This window comes from Nitratireductor indicus C115 (genome assembly GCF_000300515.1).
Lineage (GTDB): Bacteria > Pseudomonadota > Alphaproteobacteria > Rhizobiales > Rhizobiaceae > Nitratireductor > Nitratireductor indicus.
Genome location: NZ_AMSI01000005.1, coordinates 149931 through 172538, shown reverse-complemented (window position 1 = coordinate 172538; position 22608 = coordinate 149931). Strand labels below are relative to the sequence as shown.

General features: G+C 62.1%; 24 protein-coding genes. 9 read left to right on the top strand and 15 right to left on the bottom strand.

Annotation, left to right across the window (positions count from 1 at the left end):
* Nucleotides 1–78 precede the first annotated feature (78 nt).
* From NA8A_RS09025 to NA8A_RS08985, 9 genes are all read right to left on the bottom strand, one after another.
* Nucleotides 79–423: a RidA family protein gene (locus NA8A_RS09025; RefSeq protein WP_009450125.1), complete on the bottom strand. Its 345-nt coding sequence runs from the start codon at nt 421–423 to the stop codon at nt 79–81.
* Complete coding sequence (locus NA8A_RS09020; protein WP_009450124.1) at nt 420–1580, bottom strand: NAD(P)/FAD-dependent oxidoreductase; 1161 nt, start codon at nt 1578–1580, stop codon at nt 420–422. Before NA8A_RS09020 ends, NA8A_RS09025 begins: the two co-directional genes overlap by 4 nt.
* Before the next feature lie 9 nt (nt 1581–1589).
* Nucleotides 1590–2975 (bottom strand): FAD/NAD(P)-dependent oxidoreductase, encoded by a 1386-nt coding sequence (locus tag NA8A_RS09015; RefSeq protein ID WP_009450123.1) that lies wholly within the window; start codon nt 2973–2975, stop codon nt 1590–1592.
* Nucleotides 2972–3271, bottom strand: a complete 300-nt coding sequence (locus NA8A_RS09010) for a (2Fe-2S)-binding protein (protein WP_009450122.1) — start codon at nt 3269–3271, stop codon at nt 2972–2974. The genes NA8A_RS09015 and NA8A_RS09010 overlap by 4 nt, the downstream gene beginning before the upstream one ends.
* Nucleotides 3255–4364, bottom strand: a complete 1110-nt coding sequence (locus NA8A_RS09005) for an NAD(P)/FAD-dependent oxidoreductase (RefSeq protein WP_009450121.1) — start codon at nt 4362–4364, stop codon at nt 3255–3257. The genes NA8A_RS09010 and NA8A_RS09005 overlap by 17 nt, the downstream gene beginning before the upstream one ends.
* Nucleotides 4361–5161, bottom strand: coding sequence for an ABC transporter permease (locus NA8A_RS09000; protein ID WP_009450120.1), 801 nt, complete (start codon nt 5159–5161; stop codon nt 4361–4363). The genes NA8A_RS09005 and NA8A_RS09000 overlap by 4 nt, the downstream gene beginning before the upstream one ends.
* On the bottom strand, nt 5158–6018 hold the full coding sequence (locus NA8A_RS08995) for an ABC transporter permease (RefSeq protein ID WP_009450119.1): 861 nt from the start codon (nt 6016–6018) through the stop codon (nt 5158–5160). The genes NA8A_RS09000 and NA8A_RS08995 overlap by 4 nt, the downstream gene beginning before the upstream one ends.
* Entirely contained in the window at nt 6018–7106 is a 1089-nt protein-coding gene (locus tag NA8A_RS08990; protein WP_009450118.1) for an ABC transporter ATP-binding protein, read from the bottom strand. The genes NA8A_RS08995 and NA8A_RS08990 overlap by 1 nt, the downstream gene beginning before the upstream one ends.
* 152 nt (nt 7107–7258) lie before the next feature.
* Nucleotides 7259–8308 carry an ABC transporter substrate-binding protein gene (locus tag NA8A_RS08985; RefSeq protein WP_009450117.1) on the bottom strand — a complete coding sequence of 350 codons (1050 nt, stop codon included), beginning with the start codon at nt 8306–8308 and terminating at the stop codon, nt 7259–7261.
* A gap of 109 nt (nt 8309–8417) precedes the next feature.
* On the opposite strand from NA8A_RS08985, the gene NA8A_RS08980 reads away from it, so the two are divergent.
* Complete coding sequence (locus NA8A_RS08980) at nt 8418–9344, top strand: LysR substrate-binding domain-containing protein (protein WP_009450116.1); 927 nt, start codon at nt 8418–8420, stop codon at nt 9342–9344.
* Nucleotides 9345–9371: 27 nt separating this feature from the next.
* On the opposite strand, the gene NA8A_RS08975 is transcribed toward NA8A_RS08980, so the two are convergent.
* Nucleotides 9372–9920 carry an RBBP9/YdeN family alpha/beta hydrolase gene (locus NA8A_RS08975; protein ID WP_009450115.1) on the bottom strand — a complete coding sequence of 183 codons (549 nt, stop codon included), beginning with the start codon at nt 9918–9920 and terminating at the stop codon, nt 9372–9374.
* A 245-nt stretch (nt 9921–10165) separates the two neighbouring features.
* Here NA8A_RS08975 and NA8A_RS08970 point away from each other — a divergent pair, with 245 nt between their 5' ends.
* Entirely contained in the window at nt 10166–10987 is an 822-nt protein-coding gene (locus NA8A_RS08970; RefSeq protein WP_009450114.1) for a VOC family protein, read from the top strand.
* Nucleotides 10988–11230: 243 nt separating this feature from the next.
* Here the strand turns inward: NA8A_RS08970 and purB are convergent, their stop codons facing one another.
* The 5 genes from purB to NA8A_RS08945 all read right to left on the bottom strand — a co-directional run bounded on the left by purB (nt 11231) and on the right by NA8A_RS08945 (nt 15991).
* The gene (gene purB / locus NA8A_RS08965) at nt 11231–12538 is read right to left on the bottom strand and encodes an adenylosuccinate lyase (protein WP_009450113.1); all 1308 of its coding nucleotides are present in this window, start codon (nt 12536–12538) and stop codon (nt 11231–11233) included.
* A 61-nt stretch (nt 12539–12599) separates the two neighbouring features.
* A complete protein-coding gene (locus NA8A_RS08960) occupies nt 12600–13139 on the bottom strand; it encodes a hypothetical protein (RefSeq protein WP_009450112.1) in 540 nt (179 codons plus the stop codon).
* Nucleotides 13140–13153: 14 nt separating this feature from the next.
* Entirely contained in the window at nt 13154–13894 is a 741-nt protein-coding gene (locus tag NA8A_RS08955; RefSeq protein ID WP_009450111.1) for a DUF2259 domain-containing protein, read from the bottom strand.
* A gap of 1 nt (nt 13895) precedes the next feature.
* Nucleotides 13896–14939, bottom strand: coding sequence for a P1 family peptidase (locus NA8A_RS08950; protein ID WP_009450110.1), 1044 nt, complete (start codon nt 14937–14939; stop codon nt 13896–13898).
* A complete protein-coding gene (locus NA8A_RS08945; RefSeq protein WP_009450109.1) occupies nt 14939–15991 on the bottom strand; it encodes a branched-chain amino acid ABC transporter substrate-binding protein in 1053 nt (350 codons plus the stop codon). The genes NA8A_RS08950 and NA8A_RS08945 overlap by 1 nt, the downstream gene beginning before the upstream one ends.
* Before the next feature lie 299 nt (nt 15992–16290).
* Between NA8A_RS08945 and NA8A_RS08940 the strand changes: the two genes are divergently transcribed.
* From NA8A_RS08940 to NA8A_RS08910, 7 genes are all read left to right on the top strand, one after another.
* A complete protein-coding gene (locus tag NA8A_RS08940) occupies nt 16291–16740 on the top strand; it encodes a flavin reductase (protein WP_420864575.1) in 450 nt (149 codons plus the stop codon).
* 93 nt (nt 16741–16833) lie between these two features.
* Nucleotides 16834–17748, top strand: coding sequence for an AAA family ATPase (locus NA8A_RS08935; RefSeq protein ID WP_009450107.1), 915 nt, complete (start codon nt 16834–16836; stop codon nt 17746–17748).
* 1 nt (nt 17749) lies between these two features.
* A complete protein-coding gene (locus NA8A_RS08930) occupies nt 17750–19027 on the top strand; it encodes a vWA domain-containing protein (RefSeq protein WP_009450106.1) in 1278 nt (425 codons plus the stop codon).
* On the top strand, nt 19020–19358 hold the full coding sequence (locus tag NA8A_RS08925) for an XdhC family protein (protein WP_009450105.1): 339 nt from the start codon (nt 19020–19022) through the stop codon (nt 19356–19358). The genes NA8A_RS08930 and NA8A_RS08925 overlap by 8 nt, the downstream gene beginning before the upstream one ends.
* Complete coding sequence (locus NA8A_RS08920) at nt 19358–20062, top strand: XdhC family protein (RefSeq protein ID WP_009450104.1); 705 nt, start codon at nt 19358–19360, stop codon at nt 20060–20062. Before NA8A_RS08925 ends, NA8A_RS08920 begins: the two co-directional genes overlap by 1 nt.
* A complete protein-coding gene (locus NA8A_RS08915) occupies nt 20059–21663 on the top strand; it encodes an NTP transferase domain-containing protein (RefSeq protein WP_009450103.1) in 1605 nt (534 codons plus the stop codon). Before NA8A_RS08920 ends, NA8A_RS08915 begins: the two co-directional genes overlap by 4 nt.
* Nucleotides 21660–22556 carry an alpha/beta hydrolase family protein gene (locus tag NA8A_RS08910; protein ID WP_009450102.1) on the top strand — a complete coding sequence of 299 codons (897 nt, stop codon included), beginning with the start codon at nt 21660–21662 and terminating at the stop codon, nt 22554–22556. The genes NA8A_RS08915 and NA8A_RS08910 overlap by 4 nt, the downstream gene beginning before the upstream one ends.
* Nucleotides 22557–22608 lie beyond the last annotated feature (52 nt).

Below are 22608 nucleotides of genomic sequence, written 5' to 3'. Positions count from 1 at the left end.
GCCTTGGGCCCGGCTTTTCTTTTTGGGTGCGCACATCGCGCTTTCCGCAAGTCGATCCCGATGTTCGGGCGCGATGCGCTAGCGCGCCGCCGAAACCACCACTTCGATCAGCGTATCCTTGCCGAGTTCGGCCACGCCGATGGTCGCCCGCGTCGGCAGATGTTCTGCGGGCATCCACTCCAGCCACGCTTCGTTCATCCCGTCCTTCTGTGAGAAATCGGAGATGTAGATCATGGCCGTCAGAAGCTTGTCCTTGGAGGAGCCGACTTCGGCCAGGAGGGCGTCGATTTTTGCGCAGATCTGCTCCGTCTGTCCCTTCATGTTGACGGATTTGTCGTCGGCCACCAGGCCGCCGAAATAGAGAACGCCATTGTGTTCGACCACCCGGTGATTGATGCGGGTCTGGATATGTCTTTTGATCATGAAAGCTCCTCGTTTGGCTTGGTTGAAACTTGAGAAAAACGGCCGACCGAAAATGGGGCGATCGGCGCCTGGGTCCTGCCCGTGGCGATGAGTTCGGCGACGATGTCGCCGACACCCGGACCGAGCTGAAAGCCGTGGGCGGAAAAACCGAAGGAATGAAAGGCACCTTCCGCATGCAGGGCAGGGCCGATTACCGGAATGCCATCCGGCATCAACCCCTCGATGCCTGCCCATGAACGCACGATCTGTGCGCCCCGCATGATGGGAAATATGTCTATCGCCGTCTGGGCGGAATGGCGCAGTTGAGCCATTTGCATATGGGTCCGGTTGGTCGCGGGATCAGGAATGCCCGGCCGTCCGCCGCCGATAACGACGGTGCCGTTGGGCATCTGCTTGAAGGAAAGGGGCCGGCCCGTCGCTCCCACCACGGCATCGCAGAAGGGCCGAACGCGTTCCGTTACGATCATCATCGGCGCATAGGCGGAGACGGGTGCGTGATCACCGATCTGGCGGGCGATCTCGCCGCCCCAGGCGCCAGCGCAATTCAGTACAAAACGGCCGGTGAACGTCTGGCCGCCCGCAACCACCTTCCAGTCCTTTCCGGTTTTGAACACCCGGTCCACCGGTGTATTTTCCAGAAACCGCACACCCTTCTCGATCCCCTTGCGCTGGAAGGCAAAAGTGGTCTGGTAAGGTTGTGCAAAACCGTCCTGGAGCGAGGCAAGAGCGCCCACGCAATGTTCGGCGACCGCCGGCAGATAGCCACGCATGGTCTTGCGGTCGAGAATGACTTCATGGGTGTAGCCGAGCCCGTTGAGTTCGGCGACCCGTTCGCGCAGCGTGTCGAGCTCATCTTCGGTCTCTGCGATCTTGATCTGCGGCGCTGGCTGAAAGCCGCAATCGTCGTCCAGAAAATCGGCGATACGGTTCCAGATCGACATGGAATGCAGCGAAAGGGGGATTTCGGCGACGTGCCTTCCGAGTTTGCGCACTCCGCCGGCGTTCACGCCCGAGGCGTGGCGCGCCACTGTGTCCTTCTCGAAGACGACGACCCGCATGCCACGCAGCGCTGCATTAAGCGCTGCCGAGCAACCGTGAATGCCGCCGCCGATCACCAGAAGATCGGTCGTTATGTCCTGGGATGATCCCGCAGCCATTGTCTTGCCTCAGAGCGGTTCGCTGCGCGTTGCTTCCGGTTCGAGCTGCGCAAGTTCAGACAGCAGCAGCGGCTTCAATGGCGGCCGGAGGCGATAATAGCCGATGGCCTCCGGCTCTTCCTTGCGCCGTTCTGCGATGATGGCGCTGACGGCAAGGCCGCACATGCGCCCCTGACAGGGGCCCATGCCGCTGCGCAGGAAGGATTTCACCTGATTGGGGCCTGGAGCGCCAAGGTCGACTGCTCTGCGTATGGCCCCCGCCGTCACCTCTTCGCAACGGCATACGATCGTCTCGTCTGCCGGCTGCAGGATGTCTCGCGATGGCGCATAAAGAGCTTCGAGAAAGGGCCGCACGGCCTCGTCGCGCTTGAGGTCGGCCTGCAGCGCGCGAATATCCGCGCCGTTGGAATGTCCGAGCTTCTGCGCCACCCGAAGTGCGGCCAGCCTTCCACGCATCGCCGCCGATTTCGCACCTGCGATGCCTGCGCCGTCGCCTGCGACGAACACGTTCTCGATGCTGCTTTCCAGGAAGACGTCGAGTTTCGGCACGAAGCAGCGCTGGCTTTCATTCCAGGCATGGTCGCAGCCGAGCAGGCGTGTTGCCTGCTGGTTCGGTACCACGCCCTGATGTAGTGCTACGCTGGTTGTCTCGATCCGATGTGCCTTGCCGCCCACCGAAAAGACCACCGCTTCGGCGCGATGCACGCCCTCTATGCGAATGTCGTGAGCGCCGGAAAAGCGCGGCACGCCTGCCTGCCGGATCTGCCGCATCATGGAAAGCCCCTTGCGCAGATAGCCAAAGCCGGCGAGCGCACGGGGCAGATGGCGCGCAGCCTTGATATAGCGCTCCCTGTCGATGGTTTCGACGATGGCCTTGGGAGGCTTTCCCGCGGCAATCATCTGCTGCGCAAGCAGATAGAGCAGAGGCCCGCTTCCCACGAGCACCACGTCGTCGCCGACGCCCCCATGCGCCTTGAGCAGAATTTGCAATGCACCTGCCGTGGTCACGCCGGGAAGGGTCCAGCCGGGCAGGGGCGTGGGACGTTCCACCGCGCCGGTGGCAATAAGCAGATGTTTGGCCGATACCTGAGCGGACCCGCCATGGCGCGAATAATCGATGCTGAGATCGGGGTTGATGTTCCAGACAGTCGCCTCGGGGATGTAGGTGGCGCCGCAGTTGCGAAATGCCTGTGCGATGCCGGCGCCATGGGCATAGTCCGGTCCGAGTATCTTGCGCCGCTCCTCCGGAACGGTCTCTATCGCACGGTAGATCTGTCCACCTGGGGCAGGTTGCTCGTCGAGGACAATGACGGAAAGGCCGGCATTGGCAGCTTCCGTTGCCGCGGCCATGCCGGCCGGGCCGGCGCCGATGATGGCGAGATCGCACGCTTTCATTCGGTTTCAACTCCAATGGCGCCTTTTTGCCGACGCACCACCATGCCCTCGCGCACGGGGATCATGCAGGCTTGACGGTTCGGTATCCCGTCGATCTCGACCAGGCATTCGAAGCACACGCCCATCATGCAGAAGGGGCCGCGCTCGCTTTGGGAAATAGGCGTGTTGCGAAAATGGGTTTGCCCCGAAAGCATCAACGCTGAGGCGACCGTATCGCCAGTAGAGGCCTCTATGGGCTGCCCCTCGAAGCTGAAGGAAACCCTTGGGGTTTCGGTGGCTTTAATGCGCTTGAACATGCAGTCTCTTTCTCGAAAAGGCAGACATGGGCTCCTCCAGCCGGCCGCGAGCAATCATCGGGGCAAGGGTGCGTGCATGCGCGCCGGCAAGTGTGACGCCCGAATGGCAATTGACCGAGAAGACGCCGGGATGGCTCTCGGACTGTTGGTAGATGGGAAATCCGTCCGGGCTCATCACTCTGAGCGCTGCCCAGGAGCGTATGAGGCGCAGGTTCTTCAAGAACGGAAAGGAGCGGATTGCACGCGTCGCGATGTCGGCCATGATGCCGGGACGTGAGGTCAGGTCGAAGCCGGCATCCTCGTGGCTATCGCCGAGCAGGAAGGAACCCTCATCGGTCTGGCGGACGAAAAGTGTCGGCATGGAGAACTTCATCTCCGTGCGCTCCGTGACCAGGATCTGGCCCTTCTGCGGAAAGACCGGCACTTCCAGGCCGACAAGTGGGCCGAGCGAGCGGTTGCCGAGGCCTGCCGCCAGGACAACTTTTGCCCCGGAGAAGGAACCAGCCCTCGTGGTCACACGATAGCCTGAACCTTCCTTTGCAATGCCCTCGACACGGGCTTCGGCTCGGTATTCGCCGCCCGAGCGCGCGATGCTGTCGTGCAGCGCACGCAGCAGATAGAGCGGGCTCGCATGGCCATCATGCGGCGACCAGCTTGCTCCCACCACGTCCGGTCCGAGCCCGGGCAGCATCGTGTCGAGTTCCTTGCGCTCGATCATCACCGCGCCGTATTCGGCGGCCCCATGCACATTGTGCATGCGCTTGATGAGTGCCGACTGGCGCTCCCATGCTTCCTCCGAAAGGCACAGATGCGCGCCGCCAGCCTTGTGATAGGCCGTGTCGATGCCCGTTTCCTCGAGCAGGTCCTGCGAGAATTCCGGCCAGACATCGGCCGAATGACGGCTCCAGCGGGCATATTCAGGCATGCCGTCGCCTTTGGACTGCACCCAGACAAGGCCGAAATTGCCACGCGAGGCGCGGAATGCCACATCCCCCTCGTCCAGAACCAGAACCTTCTCGCCGAGCTTGCAAAGCCCCCGCGCTATGGCTGCGCCGACGAGCCCGCCGCCGACCACGATCGTGTCATAGCTCATCGCGCTTCTCCTCCGATCAGAAGCCGGTCGAGCCCATAGAGCTTGTTGACCGCAAGCATCAGGAGAACCGTCAGCAGGATGACCATGGTGGAGATCGACGCTATCAGCGGATCGGTCGTCTGCGTGATGTGCGAGAACAACCGGACGGGCAGTGTGGTCGTCGACGGATTGACGATGAACACCGTCACGGTCAACTCGTCGAAACTCGTGATGAAGGCCAACACCCAGCCGCCCACTACGCCGGGCAGAATGAGCGGCAGCGTCACGCGGCGAAACACGGTCCAATGGGATGCGCCGAGCGATGTCGCTGCCATCTCGATGGAACGGTCCACACCCGTGACCGAGGCAAGAACCAGCCTGAGGACGAAAGGCGTGACGATCACCGCATGGCACAGAACAAGCCCGAAAAACGTGCCGTTGATGTCGAACAGGCTCAGAAAGCGCAGGAAGGCGACACCCAGCACCACGGTGGGGACCGTGAGTGGCGACAGGAAAAGTCCCTGCAGCGCATCGCGCCCGCGAAAGCGTTCCCGTCCGATGGCCAGAGCGGCCGGTACTGCGAGAACCGTCGACAAGGTCGCCGATGCAAGACCGAGTTCGAGGCTGATCCAGGCCGCGTCGATAAAGTCGGGATTGTCGAGGATCGCCTTGAACCAGCGGAACGAGATCGCGCTGGGCGGAAACTCCAGATAGCCGGTCGGGGTAAAGGAAACCCCGATCACGATAAGCAGCGGGCCCACCATGAAAAGCGCAAACAATGCGTTGAAACACAGAGCGAAAATGCCGTTGCGGTTCATTCGAAGACCCCCGAATAGCGGCGCTCCACCAGCTTGTTCCAGGCGAGCATGATGGTCAGGACGGAGACCAGAAGCAGGATTGCGATGGCCGCACCCAGTGGCCAGTTGAGTGTGTTCAGGAACTCGTCATAAACCGTGGTTGAGACCATCTTGATGCGCCGCCCACCCAGCACCGCCGGCGTCGCAAAGGCGCTTGCCGACAGTGAGAAGACGATCAGCGAACCCGAGAGAACGCCGGGCATGGCCTGCGGCAGGACGATGCGCATGAAGATCGTGAGCGGACCGGCGCCAAGCGATTCCGCGGCGCGTTCCGTTGCCGGGTCCTGCCTCTGGAGCGCTGCCCAGACTGCCAGGATCATGAAGGGGATCATCACATGCACGAGCGCGATGACGATCCCTGTGGAGGTGTACATCATCCGGATGGGCGAGCTGATGAGGCCGATATCGCGCAGGAACTCGTTGATCACGCCCTTGTTGCCGAGCAGGATCGCCCATCCCAGCGTGCGCACCACGACCGAGATGAGGAGGGGCCCGAGCACGATGAGCAGCATGAATGAGCGCCAGGCGGGCTTCATGCGAAACAGGATATAAGCTTCGGGCAGGCCGAGCAGGGCGCAGATCGCCGTGGTGATGAAGGCGATCAGAAAGGTGCGACCGAAGATTTCATAGAAATAGACGTCACTCAGCACCTCGGCGTAATTCTGGAAGCCGAACGTGTTCTCGATGCCCCCGTAAAAGGAGAAGCTGTTGAAGGAAAGCAGGAAGGTCATGGCGAGCGGCGTCAGAAGCAGCGCTGCAAAGAGTGCCAATGCTGGTGCGCTGAGGAGCCATGGGGTACTGGTTCCGGTGGTTTTCATCAGCCCTCTCCGCGTGGCAGAAGCCGCATGGCCTCCGGCTCCCAGGAAAGGTGCAGCCTCTCGCCGACATTGGCTTCGCGCCGCCCCAGATTGCGCTGCATGACGAGCAGCTTGCCGATGGGCGTCTCGACCCGGAAGAGCCATTGATCGCCCAGGAAAACGCGCTCTATCACATTGCCTGAAATGGTCGCTTTCTCCGCATCTGTGAGTTCGATGCGTTCGGGGCGCAGCGAGACCTCGACCGGTCCGGCTGCAAGCGCCGTATCGGGGCCGGAAAGACGTGTGCCGTCGATGACGATGGTTGTCCCCGCCTTGTCGCGCTCCAGGGTTGCGGCAAGGCTGTTCGTCTTGCCGAGGAAGGTCGAGATGAAGGACGTTGCCGGTTTTTCATAGACGTCGAAGGGACTGTCTTCCTGAATGAGACGTCCGCCCTGCATGACCGCAACCCGGTCGCTCAAGGCCATGGCCTCCGACTGGTCATGCGTGACGAGAAGGGTCGTGACACCCGCTTCCTGCTGGATGCGGCGCAGCTCCAGCTGCATCTCCTCGCGCAGTTTCGCATCGAGGTTCGAGAGCGGCTCGTCCAGCAACAGGAGTTCCGGTTCGATCACGAGTGCACGGGCAAGCGCCACGCGCTGCCGCTGTCCGCCGCTCATGTTGCGGGGAAAACGGTCGCCGAGATGCGTCAGATGAACGAGGTCAAGCGCATCGGCAACGCGTCGCCGGCGCTCGTCGGCAGGGATTTTACGCATCTCCAGGCCGAAACCGACATTCTGCTCCACCGTCATGTGCGGGAAAAGCGCATAGGTCTGGAACACGATGCCGAGGCCGCGCTTGCGCGCCGGAACCGCACCCAGATCGCGCCCGTTCAGCATGATCGCGCCCGATGTCGGTTGCGTGAAGCCGGCGATCATCTGCAAGGTGGTGGTTTTGCCGCAGCCGGAAGGCCCCAGCAGCGAGACGAATTCGCCGCGCTCGATGCTGAGATTGAAGTCCTCCACGGCAACGACGTTGTTGTAACGCTTGTTCAGCGCCTGAAGCTCAAGAAAAGCCATTTGCAGCCCGTGATTGAAAGCTGGTTGATCCATGGCCGCCGCACCTGTCCGAAAGCTGCTGCCTTCTGACAAAGGCGCCCGACATCCGCAGCATGCGGAAATTCGTTCGGCAAAGCATCCCTTGTGCGTCCGTCTGGACGCACATCGCTCTGGCCGGGGCGGGTGCGGCGATCTCGATGTCGCGATCAGCGTTCGATTTCGCGGGCCCAGCGCTTGGTCCATTCCTCGCGCGCCGGGTTGATCGTATCCCAATCGACGGCGATCAGCTTGCCGATCTGCTCGGGTCCGTAAGGCAGCCACGCAGCCAACTCGTCAGGCAGCTTGGCGTTCTTGTTGACCGGGCCCGATCCCATGGCGTCGGCAAGACGCACCTGGATTTCGGGTTCGAGCAGGAAATCCACAAAGGCGTTGGCGAGGTCGGAGACATCGTTTTCAACGACGGGGCAGGCAGCAAGCATCAGCGCCACCGCGCCCTCCTTGGGGTAGGCGAACTTTGCCGGGAAGCCGGTGTCCGCAAGCGACTTGGTGCGGCCTGATCCCCAGATCGACAGTGCGATCTCTTCGGACTGGAACAGTTCGGACATCTTGCCGGAAGAGGGTTCGAATACCAGCACATTCGGGGCGACCTTGTCTGCCATCGTGCTGAAGCCGGGATCGATATCCTTTTCGCCGCCGCCGTTCAGGCGCGCCATCATCACGAGCGTATGCAGGCCATAGGTGTTGGAGATCGGCGGAATCGAAAGAATCTGGCTGTACTTCTCGTCCGCCAGGTCCATCCAGCTTGACGGCGGCTCCCAGCCCTCGCGCTCGAACCACTTGGTGTTGTAGGTGAAGCCGGTGGCCACGAAGCCGATGCCGATGGAGTTCGGTCCAAGCTTGGCTATGTCGTAGATTTCGTCGCCGGGTGTCGAGGTTTTCATGGGCGCGCAGAAGCCGAGCGCATCGGCCTGATACATCGGGCCGTCGTCGAGGATGACGACATCGAGTTCCTGATTGCCCTTCTGAGCCTGCAGGCGGGCGAGGTTCTCGGTGGAGTTTCCGGGCACGAACTGAATCTTCACCTCATGCCGGCTTTCGAATTCCGGAATGATGAGTTCCTTCATCAGCGTCTCGAACGACCCGCCATATCCTCCAACGGTCAGGGTCTTGTCCTGGGCCAGGGCCGAGCCCGTGGCGAGAATGGAACAACTCGCTGCCAGAATCCCGCTCGCAAGCGACAGCCTAATCCTTTTCATATGCTTCCCCTTTGTTCTTATACGGTGGCGAGCCTATTCAACGGAGAGCTTCCCTGAATTTCAAATCATATTATTTGCGATCCGTATTCCAAAAGGTTATGCAATTTGCATGCGCAAAACCAATGTCCGGCAGATCGAGGCGTTTAACGCTTTCATGACCAGCGGTTCGGTAACCAAGGCCGCCGAGGCGCTCAACGTGAGCCAGCCGGCTGTCAGCAAGCTCTTGCGATTGTTCGAGGATTCCTGCGAAATCACCTTGTTCAACCGCGATACGGGCAGGTTGGTGCCGACGCCGGAGGCGCGCGTTCTCCATACGGAGACGGCCAAGCTCGAAGCCGGAGTTCTGCGCGTTCAGAAGGCGGCGCGTGAAATCAGGGAGTTTGACCGGGGTCAGCTCACCATTGTCGGCTTCCCCGCGATCAGCCTTCAGCTCATTCCACGCGTCGTGGCCGACATGCTGGGCCGCGGCACCGGGCTCAAGGTCACGCTTCTCACGCGCACATCGCCAAGTATTGCCGATGTGATGCTGACGCGGTCCGCCGATTTCGGCCTGTCCCTGGTTCCCACCACCCACAGCATGCTGCATTGCGAGCCGTTCGCGCATCTCTCCATGATCTGCGCCCTGCCGGCCAACCACCGTCTGGCCAGCAAGGAAGTGGTTTCCCTGCGCGACTTGTGTGACGATCCCTTTATTGCGCTTGGGCGTAGCGACATGTCCTATCCCGCCATCTACGAAGCGTTCCACTCGATCGGCCTTGCGCCGCGCGAGGCTGCCGAGGTGCAGATGCTTGAAGCCGCCTGCGCCATGGTAAGCGCCGGTTTTGGCGTTTCGATCATCTCCAGCCTTGCAATGGTCGCCCCGCGCGACCCGTCCATCGTGTTTCGTCCGCTCGCCGAGCGTATCGAAACCCATGTCTGGCTCGTCACCTCCAGTGTTCTGGAGTTGCCGCTGGTCGCCCGGGAAATGATTGATCGTATTCGGGAGTCCGTCATACGGATCGAGACGGACTACGCAAATGTGCTGAGCCGCGGATAGAGGCCGGAGGTCCCGGCTGCGGGGCGTTTAAAGCGTTTGGAGAAAGCGCGCGAAGGTCAGCGAGCCTTCGGGCCATGGCCCGAAACCGGCTTCCGAATTGATGTGCCCGGCATCGCCCGCATCGAGAAAGAGCGATCCCCAGCTTGCTGCGATGTCTTCCGCGACGTCGAAGTCGCAGAAATGATCGTTGCGGCTGGCGATGGTCATGGAAGGGAAGGGCAGCGGGTCGCGCGGATACGGACCGAACGTCATGAGATGTTTTGGCCGAATCTTCGGGTTCGCAACATCCGGCGGCGCCACAAGGAACGCGCCGGCCACGGGCTTCTGAAATTGCGGGATGGCGTGGATTGTAGCCGCGACACCAAGCGAATGGGCGACGAGCACCACGGGGCGCTCCGCCGCGTTGACGGCCTCTGCGACCTTTGCCACCCAATCCTCGCGCACCGGCTTCGACCAGGCGTCCTGCTCTACCCGCCGGGCGGTTGAAAGGCGCGATTGCCAACGGGTCTGCCAGTGATCGGGGCCGGAATTGGTATAGCCCGGGATGATGAGAATATCGGCTTCAGCTGTTTTCATGGCCGGGCATGTAGCTATCTCGCACGCAGCATTCAACCTTGATTGTGCATCCGCCTTGAGAATGAACAGATTTTAGGAATTGGTTCGAAAAATGTGAACAGCGTGTTCGCTCTTGTCTTGTTGCCTCAAACCCCATTTCGCTCCAGCTATAGGACAGATGAAACGAACGAACGGCCACTGACCTTCTGGCGAAAGCGCTGTGCGCAGGCCGCCCTTGAAGAAAGACTTGTGTCGGGAGACTTGAAATGAGCGAATTTCCCTTTGCGGTGACGACGCCCGTCAGCGTCGAGAGCGTAGGCCTGAAGGCTCGCGATGCGGGGCGGCTGGCAGACTTCTATGGAAAGGTCCTCGGCCTTGAGGACAACGGGCGATCCGGCAATGTCTACAGGCTCGGCGCCGGTGGCCGCACGCTGCTGGAGATCGAGGAAGATCCATCCGCCATGCCTGACGATCCCCGCGAGGCCGGCCTCTTTCACACGGCTTTTCTTCTGCCGGAGCGGTCGGACCTTGCGCGCTGGTCAGTGTTTGCTCGTGACAACAGGCTGCCACTGGAAGGCGCTTCCGACCACCTTGTCAGTGAGGCGATCTACCTGTCGGACCCTGAAGGCAACGGCATCGAAATCTATGCGGATCGCGCACCTGAGAGCTGGCGCCGCACGACCTCTGGCATAGAGATGGCTACCAATCCTCTGGATTTTCAGAGCCTTCTCGGTACGCTCGGCGAGGGCGACCGGGGCTGGCAGGGCGTGCCTGAAAAAACGGTCGTCGGCCATGTGCATCTGCGTGTCGGTGATCCGCGCACGGCCGAGGGCTGGTGGCATGAAGCACAGGGCTTCGACACGATGGCACGCTACGGTTCGCAGGCGGTGTTCCTGGCAACCGGCGGCTATCACCATCACATCGGCGCCAACACCTGGCGGAGTGCCGGAGCAGGCGCTCGCGATCCCCGGCGCACCGGCCTTTCCTGGGTTCAACTGCAAAGCCGCAATGCAAGCGCGGAAAAGGAATTTGCCGACCCGTGGGGCACGGTGATCCGCGTTGCGCCTATGGCAAGGGATGGTGGCTAAAGCGTATCGCGATCTTTCAGATACGCTCCCTGCGCTTCAAGTTCTTGATCTAACGCATGTCCTTATCCCGGAACCGGTACCCACTTCCGGGAGACATGCGTTGGAGCATTTTGCAGTCGGATGGAAACATCCGACGCCCGCGCGAATGCGGCAAAATGAGGAGATGGAGCAGAAAAGCGTCTCCGTAAATCCCCGGGCTTGTCCCGGGGATTTACGTCATCAGGTTGGCGGTTGAGGAGAGCCTCAGCTCTCGCCGAAGACCCGCTTGAAGATCGTGTCGACATGCTTGGTGTGGTAACCAAGGTCGAACTTGTCGCGGATTTCCTCTTCGGAAAGTGCTGCACGCACATCCTTGTCGCCAAGAAGTTCCGTCAGGAAGTCCGCTCCCTGTTCCCAGACCTTCATGGCGTTGCGCTGCACGAGACGGTAGGCGTCCTCGCGCGAGACGCCTGCCTGCGTGAGCGCCAGAAGCACGCGCTGTGAGTGAACGAGGCCGCGGAAGCGATCCATGTTCTTCTGCATGGCTTCGGGGTAGACGACCAGCTTTTCCATCATGCCGGTGAGACGGCCAAGCGCGAAGTCGAGCGTGACGGTGGCGTCAGGCCCGATCATGCGTTCGACGGAAGAGTGCGAAATATCGCGCTCATGCCACAGCGCCACATTTTCGAGCGCTGGCGTTGCATAGGCGCGCACCATGCGTGCAAGCCCCGTCAGGTTTTCCGAAAGCACGGGATTGCGCTTGTGCGGCATCGCGGAAGAGCCTTTCTGGCCGGGCGAGAAATACTCCTCGGCTTCCAGAACTTCCGTGCGCTGCAGATGACGCACCTCAACCGACAGCCGCTCGATGGACGAAGCGATAACGGCAAGCGTTGCGAAATACATGGCGTGCCGGTCGCGCGGGATGACCTGCGTCGAAACGGGTTCGGGCGTCAGCCCCATCTTCGCCGCCACATGCTCCTCGACGCGCGGATCGATATTGGCGAAGGTGCCGACCGCACCGGAAATGGCGCAGGTGGCGATTTCCGCCCGCGCATTCACCAGGCGCTCGCGGCAGCGCGAGAATTCCGCATAGGCCTGCGCCAGCTTGACGCCGAAGGTGGTCGGTTCGGCATGGATGCCGTGGCTGCGGCCGATGGTAACCGTGTCCTTGTGCTCGAAGGCGCGCTTCTTGAGCGCGGCGAGCAGGGCATCGAGGTCGGCAAGCAGGATATCGGTGGCGCGCACGAGCTGGACGCTGAGGCAGGTGTCGAGCACGTCGGACGAGGTCATGCCCTGGTGCACGAAACGCGCTTCGGGTCCGACGATCTCGGCCAGATGCGTCAGGAAGGCGATCACATCATGTTTGGTCTCACGCTCGATCTCATCGATACGATCGATGTCGAACGTGGCCTTGCCGCCCTTGTCCCAGATAATCTTGGCCGCTTCCTTTGGAACGATACCGAGTTCAGCCATTGCGTCGGCGGCATATGCCTCGATTTCGAACCAGATGCGGAACTTGGTCTCGGGCGACCAGATGGCGACCATTTCCGGCCGCGAATAGCGCGGGATCATGCGAGCCTTGCCCTCGTTTCTATTGAGATTGGCGTTTCCGTATCAGAGCGGGACGCTTAGCTCAACGCGGCTTGGCAGCATAGTGAAGGGCAAGCAGGAAAAGAGCGGCAAATCCCCAGGGAAAATAGACCCTGAGACCGACAACGGCGAACTGATAAAGCGCTCCCGCCGTCGTGAACACGAATTGCAACACCCATTCGACGGAAAGAAAGGAGCCGTGCCACTGGGCGTAATAGAGGCGGTACTGGAGTGCATAGAGCCCTGCGGTGACGCCGATGGTCATGACCGCGAAGGACAGGAAAGCTGCCGCAAAGCGCGCCTCCACCGTGTCGCGCCGGCTGGTGAGCCGATAGGCAATATGGCCCAGGGGAAAGGCGATGGTCCCTCCGAGAAAGAACAGTAGGACCAGAGCGGTCATGCGCGATGGCGTGCGCCATTCGGCAAAGGTCAGGAAAACCCAGGCGTTGGCTCCGAGAAAGAGCCCCCACAGAAGCGCACCGGCCACCGCCGCAAGCGGCGATGGCAGCAGGGAGCGGCTGGAATGCCTCCACCGGGTCGTGTCTTCCCGGGTTATTCTCGCGCCTTTCTGATCTGCCCCCAAAGCGTCTATCCGCCTTAGAGCTTGCCGGTAACAGCAATGAAGCGGTGGTCGGGCCCTTCGAAGCCAAGATTGCGAATGGCGATCAGGACCGCAAAGACCGGGGCGCCGCCCTCGGGGTAGAAGGTCTGTATACCGGCAAGGCGATATCCGAGCGGGCAGCCCCGGCTTGAGGGAATGGAGCCATCCTCATGGATGGTTTTCGTGGTTGCTCCTGACACGGTTGCGATACGGGTCAGGCGGAAGCCGCGGGCTTCCCCCATGCCGTGACATTGCGCGCCATCGGGCATGGGCAGTTCTTCGAGCCTGAACTCCAGCGCGGCGTCGATGGCGGGAAAGACCGGCCGGGGATTGACCGAAAGCCGGAACGGATCGGCGGAAAGCTCCGTGACCGCATTCCAGCCAGCGCGAAAGCCGTGGTGCTCGGCCAGGATGGCATCGCCGATGATCGACTGTCCCTTGGTCCTTGCCTGGGCACGGGCATCGTTCACGCTGGCGCCGTCTTGATCGATCCTCACACGCACTGGTGTGCCGGGCAAGAATGTATCGTTGGCAGTGTCGACATAATAGCGATTGGCATAGGGAAAACCGGACCCGTCCTGAACGCCATATTCCTCGAAGGCGAAAACGGCGCCATCGGCGCTGAACCCCAGAATATCAACGTTGGCGGTGTCGCCGGCATGGCCGGAGGCGGCGAGGCAGAGAAGGCCGAAGATCGCTCCCAGCGACGAACGGACCAACCGGAAAAACGCTTTCATGTCAGCTCTCCCTTGTCATTGCGGGCCGATGCTCGAGTTGCGCCGCATAGTTTTGCGCCCATGTGGGGCATCTGTCATTTGCGGAAGGCGTTGCCGCATGCACGCCGCGGGCAATCGCACGCGCCATGGTGCTGGCTGCCGCCGCATTGAGGTCGAGCATGGCTTCCAGTTCGAGCGCCGTCTCGTTGCGCCCTGTGGCCAGCGCAAAGACGAGATCGCCATCGACCGGAGTGTGGGCGGGCCAGATGGCGCGGGCAAATCCGTCATGGGCGGCGATGGCAAGCCGCTTGGCGGCGGCCTTGTCGAGCTTCGCGTCGGTGGCGATCACCGCAATGGTGGTGTTGCCGCCAGCCGCCGCTCGCAATTTGGTGGTCACCGCCGCCGCATGCGAGGGCAGGGGATGAGGCAGGCCGAGCCCACCGAACTCCTTGTCCATCTCGAAGGGGGCTGCCCAGAAATGCGGTGTGTCACCGACCATGACCGAACCGACGGCATTGACGGCGACAAGCGCCCCCACAGTCACGCCGTTGTCGAGAACGGTCGATGCCGAGCCGAGCCCGCCCTTGAGCGTCGCCGTGGTGGCGCCCGTGCCCGCACCCGCCGTACCGAGGCTGAATTCCGCTCCGGCGGCCATGGCCGCGGCAAACCCGTAATCGCGATAGGGCGGGAAGCGGCCCCAGTTCTTGTTCCCTCCATTCGGCAGGTCGAACAGGATGGCTCCCGGCACGATGGGAACCCGGAATCCCATGATCTCGAAACCCTTGCCCTGTTCGCGAAGCGCCGCCTGCACGCCCGCTGCCGCATCGAGTCCGAAGGCTGAACCGCCCGAAAGCACGATGGCATCCACCGCGTCCACCAGATTGTGCGGGGAGAGGAGGTCGGTTTCTCGCGTGCCGGGCGCACCGCCCAGAACCTGTACGCCGGCAACGGCCGGCGTTTCGCAAAGAAGCGCCGTCACGCCGGATTTGACCGTCTCGTCGGAATGATTGCCCACCGACAGGCCCTCAACATCGGTGATCAGGTTGCGTCTGCCCGCACGCCACATCATTCGACCTCCCGGAAATCCTCGCCGTCGAAGCGGAAAAGCCTGTAGAAGCTCGTGTCGAGATCGCCTTTACCGTCGAAGGCGAAGGGGCCGAGTACCGTTTCGAAGCGCTCCTTTGCGAGCGCTGCATTCACATCGCCCTTCTCGCTTGCGGCGAGCGCCGTTTGCGCAGCGGCATAGGCGGGCAGCACATAGCCATCGGGAAGGATTTCGGCGGCCTTCAATGCTTGCAGAGCCTGCGGGCTGGCAATGTCGGCCCAGCGAGGCAGCCCCACCATCAACGTGCCCTCGGCGAGCGGAACCGTGCTGTTTTCCGCCCTCAATGCTTCGCCGCCTGCGATGGTAAGCACATAGTCCATGCCCTTTGCGTCGCGAGCGAGAATGGCAATGTCGCTGCGGTCGCCGCCGACGAAGACATGGGTCGCGCCAGCCCGCTTCAGCCGGCCGGCGAGCCCCACCTGATTGTCGAGCTGAGGCCGGAACGTATCCTTGAAGACAGGTTCGAGCTTTCGCAGTTCCGCGCTGGCGCGCAGGCTTTCGGCAAGCTCCCGGCCATAGATCGTGCCGTCATCGACGATGGCGAAGAACTCCTTGCGCCAGCGTTCGCTGAGAATCCGCGCGACCGCGTCGCGCTCCGCATCTGCTCGTGGCGCTGTCCGGTAAACGAGAAAGCCACTGCGTTCGCGGCCATCCGTCAGGGTGGCCGTGCGCACGCCGGGCGTTATCGTGGGAATGCCGGCCTCGGTTAGGAGCGGCAATGCGGCTTCGACGGCTTCCGTGCAGATGAACCCCACCACCACCGAGACACGGTCGGCAATGAGTGCACGCGCAGCCGCCGCACCACCTTCGGGGCTGCAGGCCGTGTCCTGTTCGAAGAGTTCCACCGCGTCATTGTCCTGAGCCAGCGCCACGCGCGCACCGTCGCGTATCTGTGAGCCCAGAATGGAGAAACTGCCGCTGAAGGGGGCAGCCACACCGATCCGGAAATCCTCAGCGTTCGATGGAGTTGCTGCCGCAAGCAGAAAAACGAGGGGGAGAGCAAGGCACCGCATGTCGGGAGTTTAACCGCCTCTTTGCTGGCCACGCCGTCGCGTGGGAATCACGCCACCTTGTCGGGAGCATAACGCCAAAGTCTGAGAACCGGTGTAAGTGCTGGATTTCATCCACACAAGTCTCCCTGCCATGCGTCATTTCTTCTGGCGCAGTGCATTTTTCCTATTCTGGTCTGGTATCGGAGGGTGGTTATCTGCTTGGTATGGCTCCCGTGCGAACCTATATCGCGAGCAGACAATTGGAAGAACAGATCGTGCTGAAGACCACCGAAGTATCATCGCAGCATTACCGAGACGCCATGGCCCGTTTTGCCGGCGCGGTGCACATCGTCACCACCGATGGCGCCGCCGGACGGCGCGGTGTGACAGCGATTGCAGCCTGTTCTGTCTCCGATGATCCGCCAACGGTGCTTGTGTGCCTCAATCGCCAGAATCCCAGTAATGATCTGTTCGTGAAAAACGGTGTTTTCGCCCTGAACACCCTCTCTTCCCGTCATGAGGAACTCTCCAAGGCCTTCGCCGGCCTGACGAAACACTCCTATGAAGAGCGTTTCGGCCTTGCTGAATGGGAAACGATCGTGACGGGCGCCCCGATCCTTCCTGGCGCGCTTGCGGTTTTCGACTGCAAGATCGTCAAGACCGTAGAGCTTGGGACGCATCGTGTCTATTTCGGCCATGTAACGGGCTTGCGCATCGGTGAAAATCTGCAGCCGCTCCTCTATCATGAGCGCGGTTACCGGGTATTGTAGCGTTTCGACCCTTGTCGAGCTTCCATGTGGAAGCCCCTGGACGTTCCTGGAAATCCTTGGAGGGTCTGCGGGCTTCAGTTTCTTGAGGGTAAGATGACCGAAGGAAATCCCCGCGCCTTGCCGCAATCCATCGATGAGACCCTCTCGCTTCTGACAGCGGGCGGCTATGTGGCCGACCGTGCGCTGGCCACCGTTCTCTTCCTCAGCCTCGGCATGAAGCGGCCACTGTTTCTGGAAGGCGAGGCGGGTGTCGGCAAGACGGAGATCGCCAAGGTTCTGGCCGCCGGTCTGGGGCGCAGGCTGATCCGTTTGCAATGCTATGAAGGCCTCGACGTTTCGTCGGCGGTCTATGAATGGAACTATGCTGCGCAGATGATCGAGATCCGCATGGCGGAGGCGGCGGGCACCACCGATCGTTCCGAGATGGAAAGCGGCGTTTTCTCCGAAAAGTATCTCATCCGCCGGCCTGTCCTGGAAGCGCTGGAAGGCGGGCTTGGCGGTGCGCCGGTGTTCCTCATCGATGAGCTGGACCGGGCCGACGAGGCGTTCGAAGCCTATCTTCTTGAAGTTTTGTCGGACTATCAGGTGAGCGTGCCCGAACTGGGAACCATTCGTGCGCAGGAACCGCCTATTGTCGTCATTACCACCAACCGAACGCGTGAAATTCACGACGCCTTGAAGCGCCGTTGTCTGTATCACTGGGTCGATTATCCCGATGCACGGCGCGAGCTCGAAATCCTGTCCCGCAAGGTGCCGGACGCCAATGAACGGCTTGCCGGCGAGGTGGTCGCTTTCGTGCAGAAGTTGCGTGAGATCGATCTGTTCAAGGCGCCGGGCGTTGCCGAAACCATTGACTGGGCAACGGCGTTGACGATGCTTGGGCGCGAGACGCTGGATGCGGCCACGGCCGCCGAAACGATGGGCGTGCTCCTCAAATATCAGGATGACATTGCCCGCCTGGAGGAAGGCGAGGGTGCGCGCATTCTGGATGAGGTGAAGGCAGGCTGAGATGGCCGGCGGGGCGCAGGACCTTCATGCGAACAAGCCCGCGCTTGAGGGCGCGCGGCTCGCAGACCGCATTGTCGGCTTTGCCCGTATGTTGCGGCGCACCGGCATGCGTGTCGGCCCGGCCGCCGTCATGGATGCCATCGAAGCTGTCTTGACGGTAGGCATCGAGGAGCGCGAGGATTTCTACTGGACGCTGCACGCGACGCTCGTCTCGCGACGCGAAGACCATGCCGTCTTCGATGCGGCGTTCCGGCTGTACTGGGCGCGCCGTGGAGATCGCGATGACGCACCCGATGCGGACGATGCCGAGGAGGCGGAAGTGTTGCGCGAGCGCCAGCGCGCAGGCAGCCGCCGTGCCGAGGATGCGTTCGATGAAGAGCGCCGGGCGATCATCCGCAAGCGCCCCGAATTCGAGCTCGATGCGCGGCTCTCCTTCACCGGGCTCGAAGTCCTGCGCAAGAAGGATTTTGCGCAGATGTCGGCGACCGAACTCGCCGAAGCGCGCCTTGCCATGCGCGATCTCGTCCTGCCCTTCGACCGGGTGGCGACACGCCGCTTCAAGGCAGATCCGCATGGCGCGCGCATCGACCCTCGCGCCATGTTGCGCGGCGGACTGCGCACGGGCGGGAGCCTTATCCTGCCGAAGTTTCGCTCGCGCCGGCAGGTCGCGCCGCCGCTTGTCGCCCTAGTCGATATTTCCGGCTCGATGAGCCAGTATTCGCGCATCTTCCTGCATTTCCTGCATGCGCTGACCGAGCATCGCCGCAGGGTTCACAGCTTCACCTTCGGCACACGGCTGACCAACATCACCCGTGCGCTCAGCCGCCGCGATCCCGATGAGGCGCTTGCGGAGGCATCGGCAAGCGTGCGCGACTGGTCCGGCGGCACACGTATTGGAACGGCGTTGGAAGATTTCAACCGCCTGTGGTCGCGCCGGGTTCTCGGGCAGGGCGCGATTGTCCTCCTCATCACGGATGGGCTGGAGCGGGACCGTATCGAAATCCTGTCGCGGGAGATGGAACGCCTGCACAAATCCTGTCGCCGGCTGATCTGGCTGAATCCGCTTCTGGGGTTCGAGGGGTTCGAGCCGAGAGCACGCGGCATGCGCGCCATGCTGCCGCATGTTGATGAGTTGCGCCCTGTGCATTCTCTCGATGCGCTTGCGGATTTGTGCAGTGCGCTGACAGCGCCGGGGCGGAGCGGGGGCTTGGCAGCGGCCTTCCGCCATGCCCATATGAAACATGCCCCTGAAAAGCGTGGAGGCAATACCGATGTCTGAAGCCATGGACCAAACACGCGAGCGCGATCCGCTGGTGATCGCGGAAAGCTGGATGAAGGATGGCCGCGACGTGGCGATAGCCACTGTGGTGGAGACCTGGGGCTCGGCCCCGCGCCCCGTCGGCAGCCATCTCGTGATTGATGCCGAGGGCAATTTCGAAGGGTCTGTTTCGGGCGGTTGTGTTGAGGGCGCGGTTGTCGCCGAGGCCGCCGAGGTTCTGGCCGATGGCGAGCCACGCATGCTGGAATTCGGTGTTGCCGATGAGACTGCCTGGCGGGTAGGCCTTTCCTGCGGCGGCAAGATTCGTGTCTATGTTGAAAGGCTTGGCTAGTGGATCCGCATTCCTTGAAGAAGCTCAACGCTCTACGCCGCGAACGCAAGGCCGCAATCCTGTTGACGGATCTGGGAGATGGCCGTGACCGGGTGGTCCAGGAGGCAGACACGGTGGCCGGCCCACTGGGCGAGGCCGTTGGCAAGGCGTTTCGCTCCGGCCGCTCCGGAGCGGTTGAAATCGAGGGCAGGGCGTTCTTTCTGAATGTTCACCTGCCTGCACCGCGCCTTGTGGTGGTCGGTGCGGTGCATATCAGCCAGGCATTGGCGCCGATGGCGCGCATTGCCGGTTTCGACCTGACGGTGATCGACCCGCGCACCGCATTCGCCTCGCCGGAACGCTTTCCGGGCGTTACGCTCCACGCCGAATGGCCGGACGAGGTTCTCGCCCGTGACCCGCTCGATGCTTACACGGCCGTTGCGGCGCTCACCCACGATCCCAAGATCGATGACCCCGCTCTTCTGGCCGCGCTTGGGGCTGGCTGTTTCTATATCGGGGCGCTGGGCAGCAGGAAGACCCATGCAAGGCGAGTGGAACGTCTCCTGGCGGCGGGTGTTTCCGAAGACCGGCTTGCCCGCATAGAGGCGCCCATCGGCATGAATATCGGTGCGTCATCACCTGCCGAGATTGCCGTGGCGGTTCTTGGATCGGTCATCGCGGCTCTGCGCTCGCGCGGGCTGGGGGCGAGGGAACAGGCGGCGTGAAGTTCGGGCCTGTCCAGGTCGAGTATGCCGAGGGCGCCATTCTCGCCCATGCGACGCTTGTGGGCGGAACCCGGCTGCGCAAGGCGCATCGCCTGACCGCTTCCGACATCGAGGCACTGAAGGCAGCCGGCATCACACGTGTTATCGCGGCACGCCTCTCCCCGGACGATCTGGACGAGGATGCCGCCGCTGCCCGGCTTGCCGAAATCTTCGCGACGGGTGAGATCGAAGCCCGTTCGCCGACGACCGGTCGTGTCAATCTCCATGCGGCGACGCCCGGCCTCTTTACGGTGAACCGTGCCGTGGTCGATGCCGTCAACACGGTCGATCCTGCTGTTACGCTGGCAACGCTTGCACCTTTCACGCCGGTGGTTCCGGGTCAGATGGTGGCGACCGTCAAGATCATCCCTTTTGCCGTGTCCTCGGGTCTGATCGAACAGGCGCGCGCCGCAGGCGGTGGAGCCTTCGCCGTCCATCCCTTCAGAAAAAAGCGTTTCGGCGTGGTGCAGACAGTGTTGCCGGGGGTGAAACCCAGCGTTCTTGACAAGACCGTGCGGATTACGGCCGGTCGGCTTGCCCGTTATGGCGGTGTCGTGGGGCGTGAGCTGCGCCCCCCGCATGAGGAACAGGCCGTTTCAGCGGCAATCGAGACGTTGCTCGATGAAAGCGATATGATCCTCGTCTTCGGCGCTTCTGCGGTTTGCGATGAGGGCGATGTGATCCCTGCGGCGATCCGCATCGCTGGCGGACGCGTGGAGAGGGTCGGCATGCCGGTCGATCCGGGAAACCTTCTTGTGCTCGGCGATGTGCGCGGACGGTGCGTGATCGGCGCACCCGGCTGCGCGCGCAGCCCCAAGACAAACGGTTTCGACTGGGTGCTCGACCGCCTGATGGCGGGACTTGATGTTGCTTCGGCCGATATCGCGGCCATGGGGGTTGGCGGGCTTCTGGCTGAAATCCCCAGCCGCCCGCAACCGCGCGAAGCGGAGAGAAAAAGCGGTTTTCTGCCGGTCTGGGGCCTGCTTCTGGCCGCCGGTCAGTCGCGGCGTATGGGGCCGGGCAACAAGCTTCTGGCAGAGTTCGACGGGGTGCCGCTGGTGCGTCGCACGGGTGCCGCCCTCGCTGGCGCGCAGGTCGATGGCGCCATAGCGGTGCTGGGGCACGAGGAGGAGCGCGTGCGTGCCGCGCTCGATGGGCTTGGCCTTGAAAGCGTGTTGAACCCGGCTTTCGCCGAAGGGCTTTCGACCTCGTTGCGGGCCGGCATCGCGGCCCTTCCTGGGGAAGCCGCCGGTGTTCTGGTGATGCTTGCGGATATGCCCGAGGTGACAACTGCCGATCTGGATCGACTGATTGCTGCCTTTCGCAATGCCGGGGGCAACAGCGTGGTGCGTGCCACATGCAATGGCAAGCGAGGAAACCCGGTCCTCCTGCCGCGTGCGTTGTTCGGGGAAATCGCCAGGCTTGAAGGAGATACGGGTGCGCGCCATGTGGTCGAGCAGGGCCTGTTCACTGTGATCGATATCGAACTCGGTCACGCCGCGGGGCTCGACGTGGACACTCCAGAGGCGCTGGCGCAGGCCGGCGGAACGTTGATTCAATGACTGTGCTTGTCCTGATAAGACGTTGGTTTTTCAGGGTGCTGCTTCTCTTGATCGAACCCTTGGCCGGTGTTTCTGCGCATGCGCTGGAGCTGGAACATCATAAGGACCGGCTGTTTGCCTATCCGAAGACCATAGAAGCGAGCGATGGTGGCGCGCGGCGCGTGATCGACTATCGCGAGATGCGCGATATCAATGGGCGCGACGCGGTGCCGGAGCGGCGAGCGCATGGGCAATATGTGGACACGGGAGTTCGTGCCGCGCAGAAGGACCTCGCTCTCAGGGGGCGCGTCGGTATCGTGCGCCATTTCGCGGTCGGCCGCACCGAAGGCGCTCGGGTCATCGTCATTTACCTGCACGGAAAGGGAGGGAATCGAAGACAGGGCGTTGACGACTTCACCTTCGGCGGCAATTTCAACCGCATCAAGAATCTGGTGGTCAAAAGCGGCGGATTGTATCTTTCGCCGGATTTCTCAGATTTTTCGCAGAAGGGGGCCGGCGAGATTGCCGCCCTGATCGAACACTATGCAAAAGCCTCGCCTGCCGCGCGCATCGTGGTCGCTTGCGGATCCATGGGAGGCGCTGTCTGCTGGGCGCTTGCCGATGGCAAGGCGAGTTCGCGTCATCTCGCGGGACTGATGCTTTTGGGGGCCATGTGGCATGAACGCTTTTTGAAAAGCCCAGGTTTCGCGGCACGCATTCCGGTGTTCTTTGGGCATGGCAGCCGCGATACGGTCTTTCCGGTCGAGCGGCAGGAAGCCTTCTTCAGAAAAATCCGCGCCGCCGCTCCGGGTTATCCCGTGCGCTTTGTCCGTTTCGAAACAGGCACTCACGGCACCCCGATCCGCATGACCGACTGGCGCGAGACGATCAACTGGATGCTATCGTCTCGCTGATGGTTTCGCTTTGAAATCAGACTTTTGCGATGAGATTCGGAATCATGCCGCG

Coding starts and splice junctions, on each gene's coding strand:
- NA8A_RS09025 (WP_009450125.1), bottom strand. CDS start 423: ATGATCAAAAGACATATCCAGACCCGCATCAATCACCGGGTGGTCGAA.
- NA8A_RS09020 (WP_009450124.1), bottom strand. CDS start 1,580: ATGGCTGCGGGATCATCCCAGGACATAACGACCGATCTTCTGGTGATC.
- NA8A_RS09015 (WP_009450123.1), bottom strand. CDS start 2,975: ATGAAAGCGTGCGATCTCGCCATCATCGGCGCCGGCCCGGCCGGCATG.
- NA8A_RS09010 (WP_009450122.1), bottom strand. CDS start 3,271: ATGTTCAAGCGCATTAAAGCCACCGAAACCCCAAGGGTTTCCTTCAGC.
- NA8A_RS09005 (WP_009450121.1), bottom strand. CDS start 4,364: ATGAGCTATGACACGATCGTGGTCGGCGGCGGGCTCGTCGGCGCAGCC.
- NA8A_RS09000 (WP_009450120.1), bottom strand. CDS start 5,161: ATGAACCGCAACGGCATTTTCGCTCTGTGTTTCAACGCATTGTTTGCG.
- NA8A_RS08995 (WP_009450119.1), bottom strand. CDS start 6,018: ATGAAAACCACCGGAACCAGTACCCCATGGCTCCTCAGCGCACCAGCA.
- NA8A_RS08990 (WP_009450118.1), bottom strand. CDS start 7,106: ATGGATCAACCAGCTTTCAATCACGGGCTGCAAATGGCTTTTCTTGAG.
- NA8A_RS08985 (WP_009450117.1), bottom strand. CDS start 8,308: ATGAAAAGGATTAGGCTGTCGCTTGCGAGCGGGATTCTGGCAGCGAGT.
- NA8A_RS08980 (WP_009450116.1), top strand. CDS start 8,418: ATGCGCAAAACCAATGTCCGGCAGATCGAGGCGTTTAACGCTTTCATG.
- NA8A_RS08975 (WP_009450115.1), bottom strand. CDS start 9,920: ATGAAAACAGCTGAAGCCGATATTCTCATCATCCCGGGCTATACCAAT.
- NA8A_RS08970 (WP_009450114.1), top strand. CDS start 10,166: ATGAGCGAATTTCCCTTTGCGGTGACGACGCCCGTCAGCGTCGAGAGC.
- purB (WP_009450113.1), bottom strand. CDS start 12,538: ATGATCCCGCGCTATTCGCGGCCGGAAATGGTCGCCATCTGGTCGCCC.
- NA8A_RS08955 (WP_009450111.1), bottom strand. CDS start 13,894: ATGAAAGCGTTTTTCCGGTTGGTCCGTTCGTCGCTGGGAGCGATCTTC.
- NA8A_RS08950 (WP_009450110.1), bottom strand. CDS start 14,939: ATGTGGCGTGCGGGCAGACGCAACCTGATCACCGATGTTGAGGGCCTG.
- NA8A_RS08945 (WP_009450109.1), bottom strand. CDS start 15,991: ATGCGGTGCCTTGCTCTCCCCCTCGTTTTTCTGCTTGCGGCAGCAACT.
- NA8A_RS08940 (WP_420864575.1), top strand. CDS start 16,291: ATGGCCCGTTTTGCCGGCGCGGTGCACATCGTCACCACCGATGGCGCC.
- NA8A_RS08935 (WP_009450107.1), top strand. CDS start 16,834: ATGACCGAAGGAAATCCCCGCGCCTTGCCGCAATCCATCGATGAGACC.
- NA8A_RS08930 (WP_009450106.1), top strand. CDS start 17,750: ATGGCCGGCGGGGCGCAGGACCTTCATGCGAACAAGCCCGCGCTTGAG.
- NA8A_RS08925 (WP_009450105.1), top strand. CDS start 19,020: ATGTCTGAAGCCATGGACCAAACACGCGAGCGCGATCCGCTGGTGATC.
- NA8A_RS08910 (WP_009450102.1), top strand. CDS start 21,660: ATGACTGTGCTTGTCCTGATAAGACGTTGGTTTTTCAGGGTGCTGCTT.